This window comes from Cupriavidus sp. CuC1 (assembly GCF_044627735.1).
In the GTDB taxonomy this organism is placed as follows: domain Bacteria; phylum Pseudomonadota; class Gammaproteobacteria; order Burkholderiales; family Burkholderiaceae; genus Cupriavidus; species Cupriavidus ulmosensis.
The window spans coordinates 1-20,833 of record NZ_JBIUHC010000095.1; the positions used below are offsets into that span (position 1 = coordinate 1).

Consider the following 20,833-nt stretch of genomic DNA (forward strand, 5'->3'; position numbering starts at 1 on the left):
GGCAACAACACGGCCTTCGCGGACGACATCAAGTCGCATGTCACCTCGACCCAGAACGCCCAAAACAACATCTATCGCTAAGCCGCGGGCCCTTCCCACTGCGCAAGCTGAAATCGCAAACTACTGAATACCCGGAGAACCGCCATGACTACCACCCTCGCCATCAAAGACCTGTCCGTCACCGAAGAACTCGACGCCCGCGCCATGCGCGCCGTGCGCGGCGGCTTCGTGCCCTTCCTGCCCGTGTTCAGCGCGGTCAAGATCGACTCGACCTTCAACGCCTCGCAGCTGATCGGCCAGACGCAGAACGTCGTCAACATGAACGGCAACAACACGGCCTTCGCGGACGACATCAAGTCGCATGTCACCTCGACCCAGAACGCCCAAAACAACATCTATCGTTGAACGGCCCGGTAGATGTGGAGGTGGCCCCGCCACCTCCACTGGCAATCAGCCAATCAAGAGCATTTCAAGTCATCCAGTGAAGCCAAGGAGAACCAACATGCCATCCATCATCGTGCGCGACCTCGCCCTGACCCAAGAACTCGACGGCAAGTCCATGACCGCGGTGCGCGGCGGCAATTCCTGGTTGCAAGGACTGGGCCCCGTGGCCAACGTCAATGTCAACGTCAACCAGAACATCGCCCAGCTGCAAAGCATCAACGTGAACACGCTCAACAACGTTGGCGTGATCGGCTCCGGCTTCGGCCCGCTGAGCATCGACGTCAACCCGTCGCAATGGGCCGCCACCCACGCCAAGGTATGAACGGCAGGCGCCCCCGCACTGTGGAAACCCCGAGGGTTCCACGGCCAGCGCGGGTGCGAAGGCACTATAACTCCGGCGTCGATGCAAGCCCCCCCTCTGCGCCAGCGGCGTGGCTATTGTCTTGTAGTACCCACCCGGAAATGTTCCACCGTCTGCCCGGCATGGATCGCTCGCTGCAGCCAGTCCGGCATGGCGCCGCGACCGTCCCAGCCCTGCCCCTGCGCGTTGCGATAGCGCACTGCCCCAGGCAGTAGCGGCGGGGGCTCGGCAAAGCAGCCGGCGGCCTGCAAGTCAGCTAGGGTAAGGCCGTGCTGGGCCATCTGGATGCGGATCCAGGTGATCGCTTGCGCGCGTTCGATTTCGATCGACATAGCGTAGGTGAATAGATTTGGGGCGGCGCAGGATCCCGCGTTGTGCCGTCTGGTGGGAGCGTTGGACTTCAGGGTTGTTCTAGGTGGTGGCTGCTGTGAGAATCATTGCCGGCGGGAGAATGTGGCCGCCCTCGCTGCTTGAATGCTGGAGCGCCTCTACCTGGCAGTTGCCCTCCTCGTGACGTACCTGCGCGGCGGCGTGGAGAGCTGGCGGACCGCCTCGGCACGCCCTGCAGCAGGCGAAAACGCCCCGGGCAGAGTTGCGCGCGAGCGTCGCTCCCGTTAGGGATATATCCTGTTCCTCCCGGACACCTGTTCATTCAGCGTCCAGAAGTCATACAGCACGCCGATCAGGAACAGGCCGCCGCTCAACAGGTAGATCAGGCCACTGATCCATTTGCCGATATACATCCGGTGCACACCGAAGATGCCGAGGAAGGTCAGAAGGATCCACGCTACGTTGTAATCGTACTTGCCGGGAGCAAACCGGTAGTCCGCTTCCCGGTCCATGCCGGGGATCAGGAACAGGTCGATGAGCCAGCCGATCCCCAGCAGGCCCAACGTGAAAAACCAGATCGTCCCGGTCACCGGCTTGCCGTAGTAAAAGCGATGGGAACCGGTAAAGCCGAAGATCCACAACAGATAACCGATGACTTTGCTGTGGGTATCACTCCGGGGATTGCTTGATGGATGCATCGTTCGTCTCATGCAGTGGTTTGGCGCGCTGATGACATAGCCTGTAGCACCGAAGCTATTTGGCGATCCATTGTACGGGCGATGGATTCCAATTCTACCCGTCTCCTTAGCCAGCCCGACGCAATGGAGCTCGCAGCTTCTCGCAAGCCGGGATCGAGCCAAAGCCCGCATAGCTGTCCCGAATCAGGCCGAGCGCCCGCGCCGCAAGGCCCGGCGGTCTCCGGTTGTTCGCCAGTTGCCCCTGGTGGCGATTCGGCAAGCTGGCGGGAGCGGACGATTGATTTTCTATTCTCAACTTTAGACATTCAGGCCCGCTGGACGAGGGGTTAAAAACGGATTCAAAAAATCGAGAAATGCTTGACGTAGGGTAGCAATCGTGTGGCCGCCGCGCTGCTTGCGCGGGTTTTAGCGCAAGCAGCGCGGCGGCCAATGAGGATCGTTTTCGGTCCTCTTGCGATTGCCCATGTCTTTGTCCAACCGTGTACGACTGTGTCTGTCCGAATGGATCAACCTTCTGCTTCTGGCCGTGCCAATTCGCTCTCGCGGGAGCTTTGTCGAGCTGCTGTGCGGCTGTATGGTTTCGCCAGAAGGCTGGGTGACGCGCGCTATCAGCGCCATCGCGCGACGCAGGCACTGGACGACCTACTACAAGCTTCTCGGGCGCGGCAGCTTGCGCACCGTGCGTTTGGCCCGCAGATTGTTCATGCTGGTGCTTGTAGTGCTGCCATGCGATGTGCTGACACTGGTCATCGACGATACGCTGGTGCCGCGCTCCTCGGAGAAGGCCCCCGGTTGCGCGTATCGCCACGACCACAGCCGCAAGATCAATCGGCCGCAATTCATGCGGGCCCAGTGCTGGGTCACCCTGGGCGTGAGCGCGCTGGGCAACGGCGGGGTCAACCTGGTGCTGCCGATTCTCTCGCGGCTGGTGCCAAACACTGGCAACCGCAACAAGCTGAAGATCGCCCTGGCGCTGGTCCGCGCTCTCGCGGGCGTGTCCAACAAGCCGGTGCGCGTACTGTTCGATTCGTGGTTCATGCGCGCCCGTCTGGTCTTGCCGTTGCTGCGCAGACAAATGCACGTGATTGGTCAGGCGCGCATCGATACCGCACTGTTTCTCATGCCGCTGCCGCCAACCACACCCAGACGCGGTCGCAAGCGCATCTATGGCGAGCGCCTGAGTGCCGAGGTCTTCGAGGCACTGCCTGCGAGCGAACTGAGCATGCGGCTCTATGGCAAAGAGCAGCGGGTTCGCCTGCGCTCTGCCGAGGCCAGAGCGCGCTTCCTCAAGGGCGCGTTGGTGCGTGCCGTCTGGTGCCAGTTCTTCGATGCGAAGAAACAGGTCTGGACCAAGCCCCGTCTGCTGCTGGCGAGCGAAACGGACTTGAGCGCCCAGGAGATCGTGCAGTTGTACGCGCGCCGCTGGGGCATAGAACCGCTGTTTCACAATCTCAAGCGCTGGTTTGGCATGAGCAATCTCTGGCAGCAGTCGCGCACCGTGCTGGAGTTGTGGATGCAGATCCGCTCGATGGCCTGGACCTTGACCCAACTGCTGAGTCTGGTGCTCGCCGAGACCTTCCCGATGGACTCGGTCGCACCATGGCGCATGAATCAGCCCGTCACGGCCGGCCTGGTCACGCAGTGGCTGCGCATGGAATTTACCGGACTTGCGTTTCGCGATGGCCTGAACCGCAAGTCCCAGAAATTCCAGTGGCCGACGCCACGCAACGACACCCGACCGACCTCGTAGTGTCGCCCGCGCACGTCTTAGACAGCCTGTCATCGCTGTTTCGTGCGCCATATTGCCTTGTCAATGGCCTCCATCGCGCTTCGCGAGGAGGCCATTCGTATGTCTAAAGTTGAGTTTCTATTTAAATGAGCAGTTTAGTGGAGGCACGGCGGATTTTCACGATTGCCGAACTCGGCATAATCGCTCCAATTGGCTGTTCGCGGGGTCGCTGCGTGCCGGCCAACGTGCGGCCGCCATCATGAGCTTGATCCAGTCCGCCAAGCTCAACGGGCATGGTCCTTATGCGTGCCTGAAGGACGTACTCACGCGGCTATCGACCCAGAAGGCGGGTGACATCGCCGAGCTCCTGCCGCATCGCTGGACTCCCGCAGCCTCTGCAGCATAGCCCTGTCAATACGGGTTCCCCGGCTGCTTACAGTAGATTCCGCGCTCCGCGTCGGCCAACGGTCGGTTCTCGCCGGGGATTGCCTCCGCATGATGCAGCGAGGGGCGTCTTCCGAGCGCGAGCGGATGGTCGGCGATGGCAACAGCGCATCCTAGGCTGCTACCCTTGGGGTCCACGTTCTTGCGCAAGACGAACAGGCTGTAGCCCGCAAACCGATTGGCCACCGGCAGATACCGCGGCTGCACAGAGTCGTGTCGCGCTGAGCAGGTTGGGGGCACATCCCAGCCGCTGCCGGTCAGGTAGCGATTGGTCCTGAAGTTGATGCCGGAGGCTTCCCACTGATACCAGCTGGCCGTGGCGTTGCCGTCCGCACCCACGGCCACGCGGGGCGCATAGACGTCTCCCGGCACCGTGCCGCTGAACTTCCCCGGCAGGCCCCAGCCCGTGCCAGCCGCGTAGCGGTTCGCACCGCCGTAGGCGCCAACCCCGTTCTGCTCCTGCCAGACCGCGATGGCATTGCCCGCCCCGTCGATTGCCACATGCGGGGCGTAGCATTCGCCAAGAGAATTGTTCGAGACGACTGTCGAAGCCTGCCACCCGCTGGCGGAACGCGAACTCGATCATTTGCCGGATTCGGTTCTTGCCTCGAGTGCGTGGACGACGGCCGCCATGTCGGACTGGCCGTGCCCCAGCGCCAGCGTCTCACCGAATAGCGCATAGCAGACATCCAATAGCGGCGACGCGACCCCGGCTTCTCTGGCCGCTTCCGCAATCAATCGATTGTCCTTCAGCACATTGGTGATCGACCCCTGGACATCGAAGTCACGCATCACCAGCTTAAGAATTTTCACGCGTGAGATGCCGCTCGCCATCTGACCGGCGTCCACGATGGCGCGAAACTGCTGCATGTCCAGGCCATGCCGCTCGGCAAAATGAGCCGCTTCCGCAAGGCCGGCGACCGTGGTGATGAGAAACAGGTTCACCGCAAGCTTCATCAGGAGCCCGCTCGGAACCGGGCCGCACACGATCGTCTGATGGCACATTGGCTCGAGCAAGGAGCGGACGCTTTCGACGGCCGCGTCTTCACCCGCTAGCATCGCCACGAGGTGGCCCGCCTCGGCGGGCTTGCGCGAGCCCGAGACGGGCGCTTCCACATAGCTGCCACCGGCGTTGCGAATGTCGGCTTCGAGTCCGCGCGAGTACTCGGGCGAGGTGGTCCCCATGTGGACGATCGTGTGGTGCACAATGTTCGCGCTGAACTGCGGCGTGCCGCGGGCGAGGACGGCGTCGATTGCGTCGCCGTCGGTCAGCATCAGGAATACCACGCGGGTGCGTTTAAATATCTCGTCAGGGTTCGTCGCGACGATTGCGCCCGCCGCTCGCAAAGACTCGCTCTTGTCAGCGGAGCGATTCCAGACAATGAGTTGCGTGCCTGCGCGGGCCAGATTGAGCGCCATTGGCTGTCCCATGACACCTAAGCCGATGAAACCGATGCACATATTCACCTCTATCCCAAGGCGGTTGTTGCTTGTGGCGACACGGCATTCTTCTCCGGCAATCCCGCTTTGCGGTATCAACACGAATGTTGTTTCCGGCGCAGCACGACCATGTTCACGACATGCACCAGCACGGCCTCGTCGTCCTGGTTCAGGGTGGTCGTTCGGAGCTTGATCAGGCCCTGCTCTGGACGCGACGTTGACGGTCGCACCTCGATCACCTCGCACTCGACGCGCAACTCGTCACCGGGGCGCACTGGCCGGGGCCAGCGGCACTCGTCGAGGCCAGCGCCGACGAAGCCGCCAGCCGGCTTGAGTTCGGTCTCAATCATCAACCGCATCGTCACGGCAGCGGTGTGCCAGCCGCTGGCAGCCAGTCCACCGAAAATCGAGCGGCGCGCCGCCGCCTCATCGAGGTGGAAGGGCTGTGGATCGAATTCGGCAGCGAACGCGAGGACCCGTTCCTTGTCGATGCGCAGCCGCCCTGAACCGAACGTCTGCCCCACTGCAAAATCTTCTAGATAGCGCTCGCTCAACCGATTCATGATTCAGCCCCAGCTTTACGCAAGTTTCGAGCGCGAGCGGGATGTCTTCAACGCCGCCGATGCACAAGGTGACGATGCCCCGTTCGAAACCATCACGGCACATCGAATGAATGAGGCGGGTGGTGAGCACGGCCTCTGTTGCCCCGATCGGGTGGCCGCGGGCGATGGCGCCGGCTTCGACATTGACGATGTCCTGGGACAGCCTGAGAAAGTCTCCGCCTCGATCGCACGCATCGCCATCTTCCTGTAAAGTTACGGACCTGTACGTAACTATAATACTAGGAACAGGTCTGTTACTTTGTCAAGGGGCAATCAATCTATATGAACGCGTCCCTTTTGCGCTAGTTTGTCCACAGGCTTGTCCCCTCGTGCGGTGGAATGCCGTCTGACACTTCCGGCGCCCCCCTCAGGCCGGCCCGGGCTTGAACTTGGTGCGCGTCACTGGCGCCCGGCGCTTGGCACCGCTAGCGGCCTCGTTGGCGGCCTGCCAGATCGACTGCACGGCCTCGGCCGCGATTTGCTTGAGCGCGTCCCATTGCCGCTAGTCTCGGCAGTCCGTCTCACGCTCGGGAGTAAGCGCGATGGACCACTGGCAACTGGCATATACCGGCATGCGGCAGATTCCGCGCGAACTCCGTGAGTTCGAACTCGCCACGTTCTTCACCTTCTCCCTTGAGCCAGAGCGTCACGTAACGACGCTGACGCTCCGCCGTCGGGCTCAACTCGAGGGCTTGGTAGGCCAGCATCTGATGGTCCACCAAGGTATCGGTGCGGCCGTCATAGAGTGCGCCCAGCGTGCCCATATCCGGCGGGGTCACGCCGATCTGCGCGCCAACATAGGCCCAGAGGAATCGGGGCACCTGCTTGCAGGCATCGAGGGTGCGCCCCGTCATGCGGACAAAGCCGACATGAACGGCGCAGGCCAGGCGGTAAAGGTGGCTGCGCCGGGCGTCGACCAGGACTCGCTCCTTGGAGATGGGCTGCCGATTCAGATTGACACCACGTGCTCGCGTCAACCACCTTTCGATACTCTGGCGTTGCTTCACTCTGCGGCATTGCCGCATATCTCTGACTTGATGCCGGCAATAAAGAAGTCTATTGTGGCCGTTCGGTGCACGCTCCCAGCTCCTCGCGCCGATGGTGTAGCTTTCCTATAGCGTGTGAACCCCATTTCTGTCAGGACACGTATCGTCCGGTGCGCTTGATGCTCAGGCTCTATCTAACTCACGTTTGGAGAAACCACGATGGCAAAGCTAGTGGTGCTATACAAGAAGCCTGCGAACACGGCGGCGTTCGATTCATATTACTTCTCGACCCATGTTCCGATCGCCAAGAAGATCACCGGCCTGCGACGCTATGAGGTCAGCAGCGGCCCGGTTGCAAGCCCGGCCGGCGATTCGCCATTTCACCTGGTTGCGGTGCTGAGCTTCGATTCGCTGGCGGCGCTCCAGCAGGCAATGGCTTCGCCTGAGGGCGCCGCAGCAGCAGCTGACGTGGCCAATTTTGCCCAGGCCGGCGTTGACATGCTCATATTCGACACGAAGGAAGTTTAGGCCGGAAGTTCACGGCCCATTTTCTGCGAGAAGGGGATGTGCCCGCTATCACAAGGGCCGTGGCAGGCAAGCCGCTCGTCCGCAGCGGACCAGATTTACGCGCTCGCCGCATGATTTCCGTTGCCCCCCGGCGCCGCTCTGGCCACGCTCCTTACTGCGACAAAACCAGCCGCAGGCCGCGGCATCCCGCATCAAGGGTTCGCAAGGAGGAAGCAAGCCGTCCTCCAGACTCCCAAGCGCCACTCCCTGTGCCCGCCTTCTACCAGGCACGTCACGCCGCCGGCCTGCCACCTTGGTACAGGCGGATGTATCTCATAAAATGAAGTTTCACCTTGGAAAGCGGCCGTATTTCGGCCGCATATCAAAAGAGGATGTCATGGAACTTCACATGCAATCGCATCGCTACACGCATCGGTGGCCGGACTGGCCTGCGGCGGCTCTGGCAGGCGTCGTATCCGGATTGGTGTTCGTGGTATTCCTTGTGCTCGATCTGCTTGCGGCGATGTTGATGGGGGCCAGCGCCTGGAAACCGCTGACCATGATCGCAGCCATCATGCTGGGGCCGGACGTGCTCACGCAGGCTGCTACCTTTGAGATCGGCGAGCTGGTTGCTGCGGTGGTGGTCCACTTTGCGCTGGCAGTCGTGTTCGGCCTGATCCTGGCCACGATCATGGCGCCCTTCCACTTCGATTCGAGCGTCGGTATGGCCTCGCTGGTGGGAGCCGTCTTTGGTCTCGTCTTGTATTGGGTCAATTTCTATGGGATGACCGCGGCCTTCCCGTGGTTTGCCGAGGCCCGGAGCTGGGTGACCGCGATTGCCCACATAGTGTTCGGCCTAGTCGCCGCCGATTCCTACCTGAAACTGGAGCGGCCGATGGAAGGTCCCGCCCGTAACGATGCCGACTCCGCGCAGGCCTAAGGGCGCCCATCGATGACGCGCGCCGCATCGCGGCAGCGGCGAGGCGCGCGACATGCAGGCGGGTGCCCGACACCGCACCAGCATAGCGCGTGCCTGTCTAGTCGACCCGGGCCGCGAGCGCGGAGCTGCCCTCGGACGTTGTGCACGCCCAGACTCGCTCCAGCCTGCTAAAAATGCCAAGCCGCAGCGCCGCCATCGCCACTGCCCATGAAGACTGCCGCCTATCCCTATCGGTCAGCGCAGGAACGAGGAACATCGAGCTGCTTGCTGCTGGCATCTCTTGATGCACTTGCTATTGGGCGCGCTGCTCTACTACGGCGTGCACTGGCACAGCACCGCGCCGGGAGGCGTTGAAGCCGACTGGATGTCGAAATGCACTGCGGCGTAGGCCGCACTGCACGTCCAGATCTCCTTGCCATCTCGGTAGAATATGGCACGTTTGCCATCACAAAAACAACGCGCCTGCGGAAATATCGCGGCATGATCGAATAACAATCCTCGCTGTAGCGCCGCCAACGAAGTACTCGATTCCGAGATCCTTCGCAGTGCGATCCAGTATGCCTCGTGAAGCACATTCTTTGCCATTGGATACGCCCAGCCTTTTTCCCTTGACAAGGCGCGACCCATGTTCCATCATGAATTTAATCGCATGCGATCTAAACGTATGCGATCAATATAGAACCGACAACCACAGAGATCCATTCCATGAGCAAGATCGAAAAAGTCCTCGCCACCGGCAAGACCCACACCACGCACAGCAGCGCCGGGGTTACATCGCGCGGCCACAACGGCACGCTGGACATTGCACTGTCGCCCGGCAACAGCGCCACCCCGGCGCACGTGTTCCCGGCCATCCAGCCGCACCCGACCGCAGAACAGCTGTTCGCGGGCGCCTGGTCGGCGTGCTACATCGCTGCGGTCGGCCTGGTGGCCGGGGAAATGAAGCTTGAGCTGCCGTCCGACCTGGCTGTGGACATCGAAGTCGACCTGGGCCAGACCGGCGCGGAGTACTTCCTGCAGGCACGCCTCAATCTGCGCGTGCCGGGCCTGCCGCAGGATGTCGCGACGGAACTGGCCCACGCGGCCGATGCAATCTGCCCCTACTCGAAGGCAACGCGCGGCAATATCGACGTGGCGCTGAACGTCCTTACGTCGTAATTCCCCGACTTTCTCATTACCGCAAAATGATCGTATGCGATTAAATCGCATACGTCACAAATTCACCTGACGCAAGGATGCTTACCATGAGCACGATCATCACCATCGCCCGCTACGCCGTTGTCGCCGCCACCCTGCTGACCGCTGCCGCCGCGCAAGCCGCCGGTTCAGCGCGCGCCCCCTTCACCGATGGCACCCGCTCGGTCACCAGCGCAGCCGATCCGTACACAGACGGCGCCCGCTCGGTACACGGTACGCGCAGCCCGTATTACGACGGAGCCCGCGGCAAGGTCGACCCTTACCTCGACGGCGCGCGCGCCTGAGACCGCACAGCGCCGCGGAGGCCAGATGGTGCGGACGATTTGCTGCCGGTCGCGGGCGCCCTTCCCTTGGGCTGCCGTGACCGCCGCGGAAAGTTATAGCACCTGCGATCCAATCGCATACGATCTATAATCGACGCTTGCGATCCATCCATGTTTGGGCAACGAGGCAGCAAATGAAATCCACCCACAAGCCCACCGAAAACCCGACGCTCTCGGACTTCCTGTGCTTCGCGGTCTATTCCGCGAACCTCGCCTTCGGCAAGGCCTACAAGCCGATCCTTGAGCAGCTGGGGCTGACCTATACGCAATACATCACCATCGTTGCGCTATGGGAGCAGGACAACCAGACCGTCGGCAACCTGGGCGTGAAGCTGTTCCTGGAATCGAACACCCTGACGCCGATCCTGAAGAAGCTGGAGGCGATGGGCTACGTGGAGCGGCAGCGCGACCCCGAAGACGAGCGCCAGGTACGCGTCAGCCTGACCAAGGCCGGCCGCATGCTGCGTGAACGGCGTCTGGAATCCAGCCTCGCTGGCGCGACCGGCCTGGCCCCGGACGAGTTCGCACGGATGCAGAAGGCAGTTGCGTCGCTACGCAACAACCTTATCCAGTCGGTGAAAGACAGCGAATGAACAAGCACACAGGATCCACTGCCATGACCAGCACAGCCGCCCAGTACAGCCCGATCAGCTGCGAGTTCCACGACCGCCTGGAAGACCTCGCCACCGTGCGCAGGCCCACGCAGATCCGCTATCGCGACGCCGATGGCACGCCACAGCAGCGCGCCGCGACCATTACCGACGTGTACAGCCGCGGTGGCGCTGAATACCTGACGCTCAATACTGGCGAAACCCTGCGCCTGGACCATCTCGTGGAAGTCGACGGCGAGAAGCTGGCCGACTCCTGAGCAAAGACAGCGCATCGGCCGGACGCAGTCACCGGCCGCTGCTTACGCCAGCGCCACGTCTCCCGCCAACGCACGCTGCCAGCATAGGCGGGCTGCCTATGCTGGCGGTCAAGTGTGTGCAGAAGGCCTTGACCTTGGCGCTAGCATGGCATGCTGCGTGGCGCGCAGCAGGTAATTGCCGCCGGGCGTGCGGCATCCTTGCATTGTTTTTGGCGCTGGGCCAGCACAGCCGGCGACGTACCGTCCACGAAACAGTAGGCGTAGATCACATTGCGAGTCGCCCGCAGTCAAACCCAGACGTCAAACCCGGCACCACGGCCCTTGAATGGGACACCATTGCGCTCTAAGTTGGAGACACCCGCCCCTGCGATCGCAGGGCCGGAGTGTGCAACCGGAGACAATAATGACAACCCCGATTTCTGTCGTGAAAACAGCCTATGAGGCGTATGGCCGCGGCGACGTCAATGCCATCCTCGATCTGGTGGCCGACCAGGTCGACTGGAAGATGGTAGGGCCACCGCAGATTCCCTACACCGGGCAACGCACCAGCAAAGCCGAAGTCGCCAGCTTCTTCGCACAGCTCGCACAGGCGGATGACACAGAAATTTTCGAACCGCGAGAGTTTATCGAGTCAGGCGAGCATGTGGTTGTACTCGGCTTCTTACGGGGAACCGCGCGTCCTGAAGGTAAGTTGGTTGAAACCGAATGGGTGCACGTCTTCACGGTCGTCGACGGCAAGATTCGGCGCTGGAAGGGCTTTGCCGATACGTCGATCCGCTTTCTATAAGGTAAGACCGGCAATTTTCCACCCGTCGGATTCCCAGGCTTTGTCAACTTGGCAATATCGAGACAAGGCAGCGGGGAGCGTGCCCACTGCTCAGGAGACGGTTGACGGATTTTTGACCACGTCAGTGAATTCATACCAGGTAGCGAATCGCGCAACGAAGTGTTTGCAGTAGAGCGAAGCGCGCAGCAGATGCCACTAGCACCTTGTCAGCCCTCTTCATTGCAATGCATTTCGCAGCTCGCTTCTTGGCCGCGTCTATGTTGTCGGAATATCACTCCCCGGTATGAGCGCTCGTCTGGACAGCGGCCCCGATCAGAAGCGGAGCGATAAGACTTTTCACTGGCGTTCCTTTGCGAACGTTCCGGTCACGTTTCATTTGTTTCTCCTTAAAGGTATCAGATGGGTTCGGGTGCCACGTCGCGCACAGCAGTAGTACCGACGTTCAACGTAGCTACCCCATTCTTGCCAATAACGGACAGAGTCAAGTTTTCATAATTTCGGCGACTGGAGAGGGCCGTGCGATGGTTGCCGCGTAGCCATTTCACATCTACACTGCCAGCCACCGGTTCCACACCGTCGTAGGGGTCAACATCAGCTTGCCCCAAGCGAGCAACTACAACACGGCCCGGCTGGCAGCCCGCATGCTGCCTAACAATCGATCGGAGACGATGAAAACTACAAGCAAACAGCGCGGCTGGATCGTCCGCAGCGGAGACGACTATCTCTGCCCAAAGGACGGCGACGTAGGCTACACGGCTAACTTGATCGATGCCGGCACGTTCGGCACCGAAGAAGAAGCCATGGAAGCGGGCCGCGATCATTGCGATCCGGGATTTGTGGTGATGCGCGACCCACGCTAACGAAACGGATAAAAGGATGCCCGGCCCGATAATTCTCGTCGACATGGAGAACATCCAGCAGCTCGCACCGGGTGCGCTGCCTGGGGGAGCCCGCCTGATTGTCTTCGCCGGTGCCAGCCAAAAGTCCATTTCTCTGGATCTTGTGATCGCAGGCCAGGCGCTTGAGCCGCCGGCACAATGGATCCGAGCCAGTGGCAGCGGTCGCAATGCACTGGATTTCCACATCGCCTTCGAGCTGGGGCGACTCGCCGAGCGTGGCGAGCGCGGCCCCGTCTTCGTCCTGTCGAAGGACAAGGGCTACGACCCACTCATTGTCCATATCGCCAGCGGCGGCATGCCTTGCAAGCGCGTTGAATCGCTTTCGGAAATTCCATCGCCCGCGAAGCCGAAGAACGGTGTTTCCGTGCAAGCCTCTGATGGAATTGATCTTGGCGCGGCCTTCGCCGCGACTGTCAAGGTACGCGAGATCTTGGGCCGGTCACCGAAGACTGCACGGCCGGGCAAGCGCGCGACCTTGGTCAAACATCTCAAGGCGATGGAGCACTTGAAGCTGAAGGACAAGGATATCTCAGGTGTCATTGATGAGATGCTAGCCACGAAGCTGATCGTGGAGGACAAAGGCAAGCTCTCATACAATTTCTGATCCGAGAGGAACCGACTGCGGGATGCCGAAATGCTTGACGCGATTGCAGAAGACGTAGACCGCCGCGTCAAAGGGATTGAGCCCAAGGCTCCGACCTATCGCCGTCAGGCTTGCCGATCCCGCTGTCGCCGCCACCGGCTCCTCGCCAGATGGGTTCCGCCGACGCTTACGTCTCGACGAGGTTTTCCTGCATCGCCGGCGGCCGTAGCCGCCGTGCCGCGACTTAGGACTTTAACCAGGTAATCAGCTCTTCGCTGATGAAGCGTGTGTTCAACTCGTCGTCCGACAGGGCCACGAATGCACGCAAATTGTCGATGCCAACAAATCCCGTGTTATCGAACTCGTCGCCCAGCTCTTCTAGGAATGGGAAGCGACTACCCTGGTTAGACACGCCGATGAATAGGAAGTAGACCTCGTCCTTGCGTTCCTGAGATGCGCGCAGCACGTCCAGCGTGCGGCCCCTATCTGAGTTTGCGCCGTCAGTGATGACAATCACAAGACTGCGGCGCTTCTCACCGGACTGCACTACCTTGTCCTTCTTCCCGAAGAAGCGACCGATGGCACTCGCCCTCTCAACGATTTGCGCCCAGCCGAAATGCGCCAGCATGCGCTCGAGCACGTAGGAGTAGTCCGTGCCGCCGTTCCAGCCGTTGACCTTGCCGATAATGTGCTTCTTCACGAAGCCCTGGTAGTTGTCGGCGTTGATGGGACACACATCTTCGACGTGTGACGCGCCGTCAGAGAAGGTAAAACAGTCGACCTTCTTGTCCGGGTCAAAGGCGAGGCCCCAAGGAATCAGGCGCGTGAGCAGGTCATTGGTCACGCCGTCACGATGTTCATCTTCAAACGAGCCCGACACGTCCAGTGCGACGCCAACTTCGAGCTCGGGCGGCTTCTCCACGCCAGCCTTCTGTAGGTTGAGCACCAGAGCCTGGGTCGCTTTTTCGAGGTTCATTACGAGAGCCATGCATTCTTCCTTTCAATAAATTGCGTCAGATCACTGAGTTTTTCCAGCACCAGGTAACGTTGTGTTTCGTTCGGCTTGTCGGTCAGACCGGCGAGTTGCCCATACATCGCGGGCAGCTTGACCAGCACGCCGTCCTGCACCAGGAGCACCAGTTCCTTGAGTCTCGTCTCGTCCTGACGCAAGGAGAGAATATTCTCCTGCGCCATGGTTTGCGACGTGGTAAGGGCCATCAGCCGCGACTGCAGCAACAGTGCCTCATCCGTGCGTAGGCCCTCCAGCAGGTACTCGCCGGCGAGGAAGACCGCTTCCAGCTCGTCCTGGGCGGCCACGTAGCGCGCTTCCAGTTCCGCGAACGAAGACAGCAACGCCATTACCGCCTTCCCGTCGGTCGAGAGCCGAGACTCGAGCTGGCGAATCTCCGCCTCGTTTCGCATCCAGACTGCGTTCGCTGACTTCTTCAGGAACCCGCCTGCCATTGCATCCAAAATCTCAGCCAGCAGCCGGTGCAAGCGGGTCATCAGCGCAGCAACCTGTCTCGGGGCAGTCGCCTCGAGCAGCTGCAGCCGGTCCTTGACGACTGCGTTGACGTTCTCCTGCGCGGCCACCCCGAAGGTCAGCCAGTCCGCCGAGCCCATGCTGTCGGCCGCAACCCCTGCCAGTACCGCGCGCGCCTGGGCGATACACTCAGGCTTCGCGGCAGGAAAGCGGCGCGCCAGTTCCTCTAGCGTGACCGAGACCACGCGACGGACGCTGCCGGCCATCGCAGACGGATGAACCGGTGCAGCAGCCTCCGGAATCCGTTCGACAGCGACGGCTGACACGGCAGTAGGCGCCGGCGAAGATGCGGCGGTGACCGGCGCGCTCTGGCCATTCGAGGGCAGTGCGGTCGGCCTGATGACAGTCGGCAAGGGTACCTTCGCGGACGCCGCGACGCCGGGCAGGGCCGTGGGCTGGATAACGGTCACTTGAGGACGCGTCTGGAGGCCGCCATCCACGGCAGGCGAGGCCGGTGCGCTAACCGCGTCGCCGCCAATCACCGTGACCTTGTACGTCATGATGGAGAGCCTCCCGTCGACTGCTTAGGAGAAGTGGCCCAGCACGCCGTTGAAGTCGGTATTGAATCCCACGCCGACACCGATGAACGAGGCACCGTTGCCGTCCACCACGATGGAGCCCATCTGCACGCCGACGAAGGCGCCGAACTGGCTGGACAGGCCTACATCGAGCTGGGGCTGGCCCGCACTGTTTTCGATGATGACGCGCGCGTTCTCGACGTGCTTGAAAGTCTTGCCAGACGCCTGCGGGTGAATCATCGCGAGCAGGGGGATCTCCAAATGGCCGGCCGCCGGCATCGTGAGCAGGCGCGGCTTGACGGTGACATACTCGTCGTCGCCCGCCAGGCTGCCGTCGCGCGCATCCGGGCTATGGACCAGCGCGCCGCCATGCACCGAGAACGTCTTGTCCGCGGCCAGCGGCAGCGTGCCGGCCTTCACGCCACCTTCGAGCATGCGCTCGACGTTGTAGGTGGACAGGATGTCGCCGAGGCTCGACGCTTTCGCGCCGCTGCCGGTGTTGACGGTCACCAGCGCGTGCAGGTCGAGGTCGGTATTGCCGTCCCACGACAGGCGCACCTTGAACTCCTCGCCCTTGTTCAGGTTCAGGGAGAGCTTCGGTGAGGCTTCGCCCGGCTTCGACAAATTCAGTACCAGATTGCTCATGCTATTTTTTTGCGTTAGAAGGATTGCGGTGCGACCGCAGCCGCGGGATTGAGTTGACTACCGAGGTTCAGCAGGTCCTGCCGTACTTGCGACATTGTGTTGCGGGCTTCCTCGAACTTCGCCTGATTCGCGGCGCGAGCGGCCTGCACGATGGACTGCAGCGCCTGCGTATCGGCAACGACGCGTTTCAGGTTATTGGCCTGATCGAGGCGATTGCTACCCGGGGCCGTAGCGGCCGTGGCCACTACGTTCTGCATCAGCCGGGAGCGCACTTCCTGAAGGTTCTTGTCCAGGTTCGCGCCGGACTGGCCAAGACGCTGGACGTTTTGCACCAGTTGTGCGCCATGGATCGTCAGCAGCGTCATGCGGATGCTTGCGAAACGGTCGCCCATCGTGACGATGAGTTCTTGCAGCGTCGACACGCCTGCATTCTGCAGCTGGCGAATCACCAGTTGTTCAGCCGGCAGCTTAGTCATCATGGCTTCACGGGCCAGGGCAACCGATTCGAGCGACTGCAGCTTGTCATGTATCTCCTGCTGCCGGGAAATGTCCTGCCCTGCCGCAGCCAGAAGAGCCGGTGCTTCGGCTCGCGCCTTCTTCAATGCGTTGTGCAGGAAGGCCGTTTCTTCCGCGAATGCGACGAAGCTTTTGCGGTATTCCGCCTTCTGCCCATCCATCCCTTGCAGTTCGTCGGTGAGCTTGTTCATTTCGATACGGAGCTTGTTCTCCATACCGTTGACCTCGTCGCTCAGGGTCTTCGACTTGAGCTTGGCGATGCGTGCCAGGTCCTCGTAGACCTTGTCCATCGCGCGCTGCATTGCCTTCTTGCTGAACAGGCCGATGATTCGGTCCTTGATGCCCGGCTTGGCGTTCAGGATGGCGTCGGCCAACTCGCCGAGCTTCTCCTTCGCCACCGCGTCGTTGAGCGCGTCCACCAGCTTGAACAGTTGCGGGTTATCCGCCTTGTTGATGCGGGCTAGGAAGCCGTCGAGCACACGGTTAAGGTTGAGCGTGGGCTCGGCCCCGAGCGTGACGATTTGAGCCTGAGGCATTGCGGCGAAGTTGAACGCCGCCAAGCGGCTCTCGATGTTAGTCAGCTGAGCAGGCTCGAGCATGACCGGGAAACTCATGGGCAGCGCCACGCCGAGCGCCGGCTCCATGTTGGGGTTCAGCGCGGTGTCGTGCACCGCAGTGATGGCAGTCGGTTGCATTGATTGTTCCTTACGCAGTCGCGGCGGCCTTATACTCGTCCACTAAGCTGCTGGTTGCCAAGCTGCACCGCATGCAGTACGGGCGTTTCTAGCCCACTAACCGAATGGACAAACTGTTGCCCTTGGGCGGTAGGCCGTAAGTTCTCGTTCAAACCGGCGTAATACTTACTACAAATGTGACCTACATGTCCAGCAGCGTAATCGATCTTGGCAAGTCCATGCTCAAGGCGGGCTCGCTTTATCTTTGGGAGATCGTGTGCTGCTGCGTTGCTGGGCTGGTGCTCAGCATGATTGCATTTGCGTTCGTGGCCAACAGCATCGAAGGCACGGGCTGGACGCTGGCGGCAGTGGCATTCCTGATTGGCTTTCCCGTGGCTTATTACTTGGTCGGCCACCAGCGGGCGCTCGACCGCGTGCTCGGTGCGCTCGCGAACGCCCATGGCGAGCGCTGCTACGATGCCACGCTAGGCCGCTTCGTCGCTTCGTCGCCTCGTTGCAAGTGCAGAAGCCCGGTGCATTGACCAGCCTGCTTGCCAAGCCGCAAGCATTGACCGCCCGTTTCCGTGGCATTCTCGAAGACGGCGAGTTCAAGCCGCGGCTGGCACGCCGCGTGGCCCTGCATTTTGCGGACGAGGTGATAGCGACGGTGCCGTTTGCAGGGCTGGCTGTGCAGGACGCACCTGCTGCCAGCGCATGGCTGCCGTCACCACGCTGCAAGACCAGTTCGACGCGTCATGGCAGCCTTTCCTGGTCGTGGCCGCGGGCCAGGCCGCCGTAGCCGTCGCTGCCTGGTGGTGGCTGTCTCGGTAAGCGCATCGTCACCCTTCGGCATGGAACAGGGCGGCATGCGCCGCGCCACATTGCATTGGCGCGCGTTACCAAGGCGACCGAGTCCCCCGAGCCCCGGGTCGCCTCAGGGGACTCGGTCGGTGCGTGCAGAGAAGAGCTTCAATATTCTTGAACACTCGCCAGGCTTTCCGCAGCGGTCGACGACCAAGCGACAACGAAACGGCCTATCGCAGTGGCCCGAACAGATGCTCAAGCACGGCATCCGGCGTATCGAGCGCCGTGAACGCGCTGCGAGGAATGTCCCACTGATTGGGCCGCTCCAACTTGGCACCTAGCGCGACGCATTGCGAACGCCTGCCTTCAGCGATAATGGCCATTCGAGCGTCGCAAACTTCATGGATTGTGTCTGGCGGGACCGAAGAGTCTGCGCCTACGGGGCCGAGGCGCCGGCTAAAGCTTGAGCGCGATCCGACAGAACAATAGATTGACAATGATCACTGGACACGTCTTTATTGCTACCAGCCTTGACGGCTTTATCGCCCGACCCGATGGGGACATCGACTGGCTTCTGAAACGGGATGAGCCGGCAGAAGACCATGGCTATCCGACCTTCATCGCCGACAAGGACGCGATCGTTATGGGCCGAGGCTGCTACGAAAAAGTCCTCACGCTGGGCGAATGGGCTTACGACAAGCCCGTTCTGGTGCTGTCCCGGCAATTGGCCGGCAAGCCAGTGCCGGAGAGGCTGCAGGGAAAGGTGCGGTTCTCGGATAGCACGCCCACGGATGCGATGAAGCAACTGGAGGCTGCAGGCGTGCGTCGCGTGTACGTCGATGGCGGTCAGTTGGTTCAGTCGTTTCTGCGCGACGGATTGATCGCTGATTTGGTGGTCACCACCGTGCCAGTGTTGATCGGTGCAGGCAGAGCATTGTTCGGCGCCCTGCCGCGCGACGTCAGTCTGGCGCTCGAATCGAGCCGGCACTTTCCGTCCGGCCTAGTGCAGTCGACCTATCGCGTGCAGTGCTAATTTGTGAAGATGCATGATGAGGCTTGTACATCTGGCGCCGCGATCGGCACTATCTCGGTAGACGAGACTTTCGTGGTTTCAACCCACTCGAGGCGGCGCACTGCCAATACGAGCTGGCCCTACTCGGCGATGGCCTAGGACGATACGAGATTCGCCGGGCGGCACTCAGGCGTTGATCCAGGCGCGCGCCTGATCCAGCTCGTTGACGTGGAACACCTTGACTTCGGCCTTCGTAAAGAACCGCGCCAGATGCATCGAGGCGTGGATCCATCCCGCGTCGGCCACCACGGCGGCACGCGTGATTTTGCGGGCCAAGGGAACGCCGAGCGTCAGGTCGGTCCACAGCGCCTTTGGCTCGATGCCGGTGAAATGCTCGATGCGTTCGAGCACTCGGGTCTTGCCGTTCAGTTCGAGATCCTCTCGCATGCGCTCGATGGCTTCGCGCAGCTCGCGGTCAGTGATTTTCCCTTCGACGGAAATCTCGACGACTGGGGAATCGGGGTCAGTGTGATACAGGATCATGGCAGGACCACTTGGCTGGGGAGACGTTACACGCTCAGGCACGGACAAACCTAGCGTACGATCACCTCCTGATCGTACGCCTTTTCACACGGCTCGGATCGCACGGGTCCCTGTGTTCGCCAGAACTGGACCCAGGAACTGTGAGACAAAACCCACTAACTGTGAGACGTGACACCCGGGATCGCATTCTAATAGTTACGCTTGCATCACAAATTCGCTTAGCGCTTCTGTGTAGTACATATTGCATCACTTTTACCTCTTCTTGATGATCTTTCTTCTCAAGAACAGGGAAAGGAACGCCACCCAGCCAGATTAGCGGGCCGCCCCTGGTAGCCCGGGCCCGGATCGGCCGGGAGCCGCCCCGCGATCCTCGGGCGCGCAGGCCAAGCTACGCGAGCGCCTCTTCAACGGTTCGGGCTGCTTTCGCGATCATCTCGCGCAGCCACGCGTGACCCACGTCGTGCTCGTCGCGGCCATGCCAGACCGCACGCATGGTCTCAGTTCCAGCTTGGTACGGCGGATCTCGTCGAACTAGGTCTCCGCTCTTTGTAAGAGCCATGGCCAGGGACGCGGGCACAATGGACAGCATGTGCGTATCACGAAGCAGCGCTGGAATGGCGAGCGCGTGCGGGACGGTGACTCTCAGCCGCGGCACCTCCTTCGATTCAAGGAGCGCTTCCTCCAACGCACGCCGGTCGAACATCTCCGACTGGCGCGCGAGGCCCCGCTCAACGATGAACCCCCCTACCGCGCCTTCCTCCTGCCCGCCGACGGATAGGGTGACAAGCGGATACTTCGTCAGGTCGAGGAGCGTGAGCTTCCGGCGGGCAGCCGGATGTCCCTTGCGCATCAAGATGGATTCTCCTTGGGACATCAGCGTTCGTGAGTTCAGGCGGGGTGGAACCTGGGAAAAGATGCCGATGGCAAGGTCGATGCGTCCCAGGTCGATCTGCTCGGCCAAGTCCAGCCGCGTAGACGGCCGGATGACGAGGTCCACGCCCGGGGCGGCCTTTTGTAGTTCGCGGGACAAAGGTGCAACGATCACTTCAGTGACGTGATCGTTCGCCGCGATAACGAATCGCCGTCGGGATTTGTCGGGAGAAAACGGCTCCACGCCGAGGGCATCCTCGATGCGGCGCAGCGAGTCAAGCAGGGTCGGCGCCATCGCCGTTGCACGGCCGGTCGGCACCATGCCCTTCCCCATGCGCATGAAAAGCTCGTCGCCGACAAGCTCGCGCAGCCTGCGGAGCGCATGGCTAACCGCCGATTGCGTGAGATTGAGGCGCTTGCCCGCCAGTATCAGATTGCGCTCCTCGTAGACGGCCTCGAACACCTTCAAAAGGTTCAGGTCCGTGCGGCCGATGCTCATGACGTCACTCCGTCAATTGAATAGCATGCATTATGCAATTGCAAAGACATCAATTCCATTCAATTCATGGT

Annotated in this window: 26 protein-coding genes and 3 pseudogenes; 16 read left to right on the forward strand and 13 right to left on the reverse strand. The window is 61.3% G+C overall.

Annotated features, from left to right (window positions below; translation table 11 throughout):
* Positions 1-144: 144 nt before the first annotated feature.
* Positions 145-405 carry a hypothetical protein gene (locus ACGLHR_RS32535; RefSeq protein WP_400098923.1) on the forward strand — a complete coding sequence of 87 codons (261 nt, stop codon included), beginning with the start codon at positions 145-147 and terminating at the stop codon, positions 403-405.
* Positions 406-502: 97 nt separating this feature from the next.
* Positions 503-766, forward strand: coding sequence for a hypothetical protein (locus ACGLHR_RS32540; protein WP_400098925.1), 264 nt, complete (start codon positions 503-505; stop codon positions 764-766).
* Between the two features lie 113 nt (positions 767-879).
* Here the strand turns inward: ACGLHR_RS32540 and ACGLHR_RS32545 are convergent, their stop codons facing one another.
* Both ACGLHR_RS32545 and ACGLHR_RS32550 read right to left on the reverse strand, forming a co-directional pair.
* Positions 880-1,137 (reverse strand): H-NS family nucleoid-associated regulatory protein, encoded by a 258-nt coding sequence (locus ACGLHR_RS32545; RefSeq protein WP_400098926.1) that lies wholly within the window; start codon positions 1,135-1,137, stop codon positions 880-882.
* A gap of 282 nt (positions 1,138-1,419) precedes the next feature.
* Complete coding sequence (locus tag ACGLHR_RS32550) at positions 1,420-1,833, reverse strand: NINE protein (protein ID WP_400098928.1); 414 nt, start codon at positions 1,831-1,833, stop codon at positions 1,420-1,422.
* A gap of 463 nt (positions 1,834-2,296) precedes the next feature.
* On the opposite strand from ACGLHR_RS32550, the gene ACGLHR_RS32555 reads away from it, so the two are divergent.
* Together ACGLHR_RS32555 and ACGLHR_RS32560 are read left to right on the forward strand one after the other, a co-directional pair.
* Positions 2,297-3,583 carry a transposase gene (locus ACGLHR_RS32555; RefSeq protein ID WP_400098930.1) on the forward strand — a complete coding sequence of 429 codons (1,287 nt, stop codon included), beginning with the start codon at positions 2,297-2,299 and terminating at the stop codon, positions 3,581-3,583.
* A gap of 181 nt (positions 3,584-3,764) precedes the next feature.
* Positions 3,765-3,968: pseudogene (locus ACGLHR_RS32560) on the forward strand (transposase domain-containing protein); the annotation flags it as partial.
* A gap of 5 nt (positions 3,969-3,973) precedes the next feature.
* Here the strand turns inward: ACGLHR_RS32560 and ACGLHR_RS32565 are convergent.
* From ACGLHR_RS32565 to ACGLHR_RS32585, 5 genes and pseudogenes are all read right to left on the reverse strand, one after another.
* Positions 3,974-4,507 (reverse strand): hypothetical protein, encoded by a 534-nt coding sequence (locus ACGLHR_RS32565; RefSeq protein ID WP_400098932.1) that lies wholly within the window; start codon positions 4,505-4,507, stop codon positions 3,974-3,976.
* Positions 4,508-4,588: 81 nt separating this feature from the next.
* Complete coding sequence (locus ACGLHR_RS32570) at positions 4,589-5,467, reverse strand: NAD(P)-dependent oxidoreductase (RefSeq protein ID WP_400098984.1); 879 nt, start codon at positions 5,465-5,467, stop codon at positions 4,589-4,591.
* Positions 5,468-5,541: 74 nt separating this feature from the next.
* Positions 5,542-6,009 carry a MaoC family dehydratase gene (locus ACGLHR_RS32575; RefSeq protein ID WP_400098934.1) on the reverse strand — a complete coding sequence of 156 codons (468 nt, stop codon included), beginning with the start codon at positions 6,007-6,009 and terminating at the stop codon, positions 5,542-5,544.
* Positions 6,010-6,034: 25 nt separating this feature from the next.
* Positions 6,035-6,217 (reverse strand): annotated as a pseudogene (locus ACGLHR_RS32580) (acetyl-CoA C-acyltransferase); the annotation flags it as partial.
* A 463-nt stretch (positions 6,218-6,680) separates the two neighbouring features.
* Positions 6,681-6,980 (reverse strand): annotated as a pseudogene (locus ACGLHR_RS32585) (DUF4158 domain-containing protein); the annotation flags it as partial.
* A gap of 273 nt (positions 6,981-7,253) precedes the next feature.
* On the opposite strand from ACGLHR_RS32585, the gene ACGLHR_RS32590 reads away from it, so the two are divergent.
* The 9 genes from ACGLHR_RS32590 to ACGLHR_RS32630 all read left to right on the forward strand — a co-directional run bounded on the left by ACGLHR_RS32590 (position 7,254) and on the right by ACGLHR_RS32630 (position 13,159).
* Positions 7,254-7,562 carry an EthD family reductase gene (locus ACGLHR_RS32590; RefSeq protein ID WP_400098935.1) on the forward strand — a complete coding sequence of 103 codons (309 nt, stop codon included), beginning with the start codon at positions 7,254-7,256 and terminating at the stop codon, positions 7,560-7,562.
* Between the two features lie 376 nt (positions 7,563-7,938).
* The gene (locus tag ACGLHR_RS32595; protein ID WP_318232507.1) at positions 7,939-8,481 is read left to right on the forward strand and encodes a hypothetical protein; all 543 of its coding nucleotides are present in this window, start codon (positions 7,939-7,941) and stop codon (positions 8,479-8,481) included.
* A 705-nt stretch (positions 8,482-9,186) separates the two neighbouring features.
* Complete coding sequence (locus ACGLHR_RS32600) at positions 9,187-9,639, forward strand: Ohr family peroxiredoxin (protein ID WP_400098937.1); 453 nt, start codon at positions 9,187-9,189, stop codon at positions 9,637-9,639.
* A gap of 86 nt (positions 9,640-9,725) precedes the next feature.
* Complete coding sequence (locus ACGLHR_RS32605; protein WP_400098939.1) at positions 9,726-9,962, forward strand: hypothetical protein; 237 nt, start codon at positions 9,726-9,728, stop codon at positions 9,960-9,962.
* A gap of 173 nt (positions 9,963-10,135) precedes the next feature.
* A complete protein-coding gene (locus ACGLHR_RS32610) occupies positions 10,136-10,594 on the forward strand; it encodes a MarR family winged helix-turn-helix transcriptional regulator (protein ID WP_400098941.1) in 459 nt (152 codons plus the stop codon).
* A gap of 23 nt (positions 10,595-10,617) precedes the next feature.
* Complete coding sequence (locus ACGLHR_RS32615) at positions 10,618-10,869, forward strand: hypothetical protein (protein WP_400098943.1); 252 nt, start codon at positions 10,618-10,620, stop codon at positions 10,867-10,869.
* A gap of 403 nt (positions 10,870-11,272) precedes the next feature.
* Positions 11,273-11,656, forward strand: coding sequence for a nuclear transport factor 2 family protein (locus ACGLHR_RS32620; RefSeq protein ID WP_400098944.1), 384 nt, complete (start codon positions 11,273-11,275; stop codon positions 11,654-11,656).
* A gap of 668 nt (positions 11,657-12,324) precedes the next feature.
* Complete coding sequence (locus ACGLHR_RS32625) at positions 12,325-12,516, forward strand: hypothetical protein (protein ID WP_400098946.1); 192 nt, start codon at positions 12,325-12,327, stop codon at positions 12,514-12,516.
* A 16-nt stretch (positions 12,517-12,532) separates the two neighbouring features.
* Positions 12,533-13,159 (forward strand): PIN domain-containing protein, encoded by a 627-nt coding sequence (locus ACGLHR_RS32630; protein WP_400098948.1) that lies wholly within the window; start codon positions 12,533-12,535, stop codon positions 13,157-13,159.
* A gap of 223 nt (positions 13,160-13,382) precedes the next feature.
* On the opposite strand, the gene ACGLHR_RS32635 is transcribed toward ACGLHR_RS32630, so the two are convergent.
* Genes ACGLHR_RS32635 through ACGLHR_RS32650 form a run of 4 tightly spaced genes read right to left on the reverse strand, consistent with a single transcriptional unit; the run spans position 13,383 to position 17,055 of the window.
* Complete coding sequence (locus tag ACGLHR_RS32635; RefSeq protein ID WP_400098950.1) at positions 13,383-14,114, reverse strand: VWA domain-containing protein; 732 nt, start codon at positions 14,112-14,114, stop codon at positions 13,383-13,385.
* A complete protein-coding gene (locus tag ACGLHR_RS32640) occupies positions 14,114-15,181 on the reverse strand; it encodes a hypothetical protein (RefSeq protein ID WP_400098952.1) in 1,068 nt (355 codons plus the stop codon). Before ACGLHR_RS32640 ends, ACGLHR_RS32635 begins: the two co-directional genes overlap by 1 nt.
* 24 nt (positions 15,182-15,205) lie before the next feature.
* A complete protein-coding gene (locus ACGLHR_RS32645) occupies positions 15,206-15,844 on the reverse strand; it encodes a hypothetical protein (RefSeq protein WP_400098954.1) in 639 nt (212 codons plus the stop codon).
* A 14-nt stretch (positions 15,845-15,858) separates the two neighbouring features.
* Positions 15,859-17,055, reverse strand: coding sequence for a hypothetical protein (locus ACGLHR_RS32650; protein ID WP_400098956.1), 1,197 nt, complete (start codon positions 17,053-17,055; stop codon positions 15,859-15,861).
* Positions 17,056-17,240: 185 nt separating this feature from the next.
* On the opposite strand from ACGLHR_RS32650, the gene ACGLHR_RS32655 reads away from it, so the two are divergent.
* The 3 genes from ACGLHR_RS32655 (at position 17,241) to ACGLHR_RS32665 (ending at position 18,871) form a co-directional block, all read left to right on the forward strand.
* On the forward strand, positions 17,241-17,576 hold the full coding sequence (locus ACGLHR_RS32655; protein WP_400098957.1) for a hypothetical protein: 336 nt from the start codon (positions 17,241-17,243) through the stop codon (positions 17,574-17,576).
* On the forward strand, positions 17,573-17,833 hold the full coding sequence (locus tag ACGLHR_RS32660; RefSeq protein ID WP_400098959.1) for a hypothetical protein: 261 nt from the start codon (positions 17,573-17,575) through the stop codon (positions 17,831-17,833). The genes ACGLHR_RS32655 and ACGLHR_RS32660 overlap by 4 nt, the downstream gene beginning before the upstream one ends.
* A gap of 501 nt (positions 17,834-18,334) precedes the next feature.
* Positions 18,335-18,871: a dihydrofolate reductase family protein gene (locus ACGLHR_RS32665; RefSeq protein ID WP_400098961.1), complete on the forward strand. Its 537-nt coding sequence runs from the start codon at positions 18,335-18,337 to the stop codon at positions 18,869-18,871.
* Between the two features lie 165 nt (positions 18,872-19,036).
* Here ACGLHR_RS32665 and ACGLHR_RS32670 read toward each other — a convergent pair whose 3' ends face one another.
* Together ACGLHR_RS32670 and ACGLHR_RS32675 are read right to left on the reverse strand one after the other, a co-directional pair.
* Entirely contained in the window at positions 19,037-19,393 is a 357-nt protein-coding gene (locus ACGLHR_RS32670) for an STAS/SEC14 domain-containing protein (RefSeq protein WP_400098963.1), read from the reverse strand.
* Between the two features lie 388 nt (positions 19,394-19,781).
* Positions 19,782-20,762 carry a LysR substrate-binding domain-containing protein gene (locus ACGLHR_RS32675; protein ID WP_318232451.1) on the reverse strand — a complete coding sequence of 327 codons (981 nt, stop codon included), beginning with the start codon at positions 20,760-20,762 and terminating at the stop codon, positions 19,782-19,784.
* Positions 20,763-20,833 lie beyond the last annotated feature (71 nt).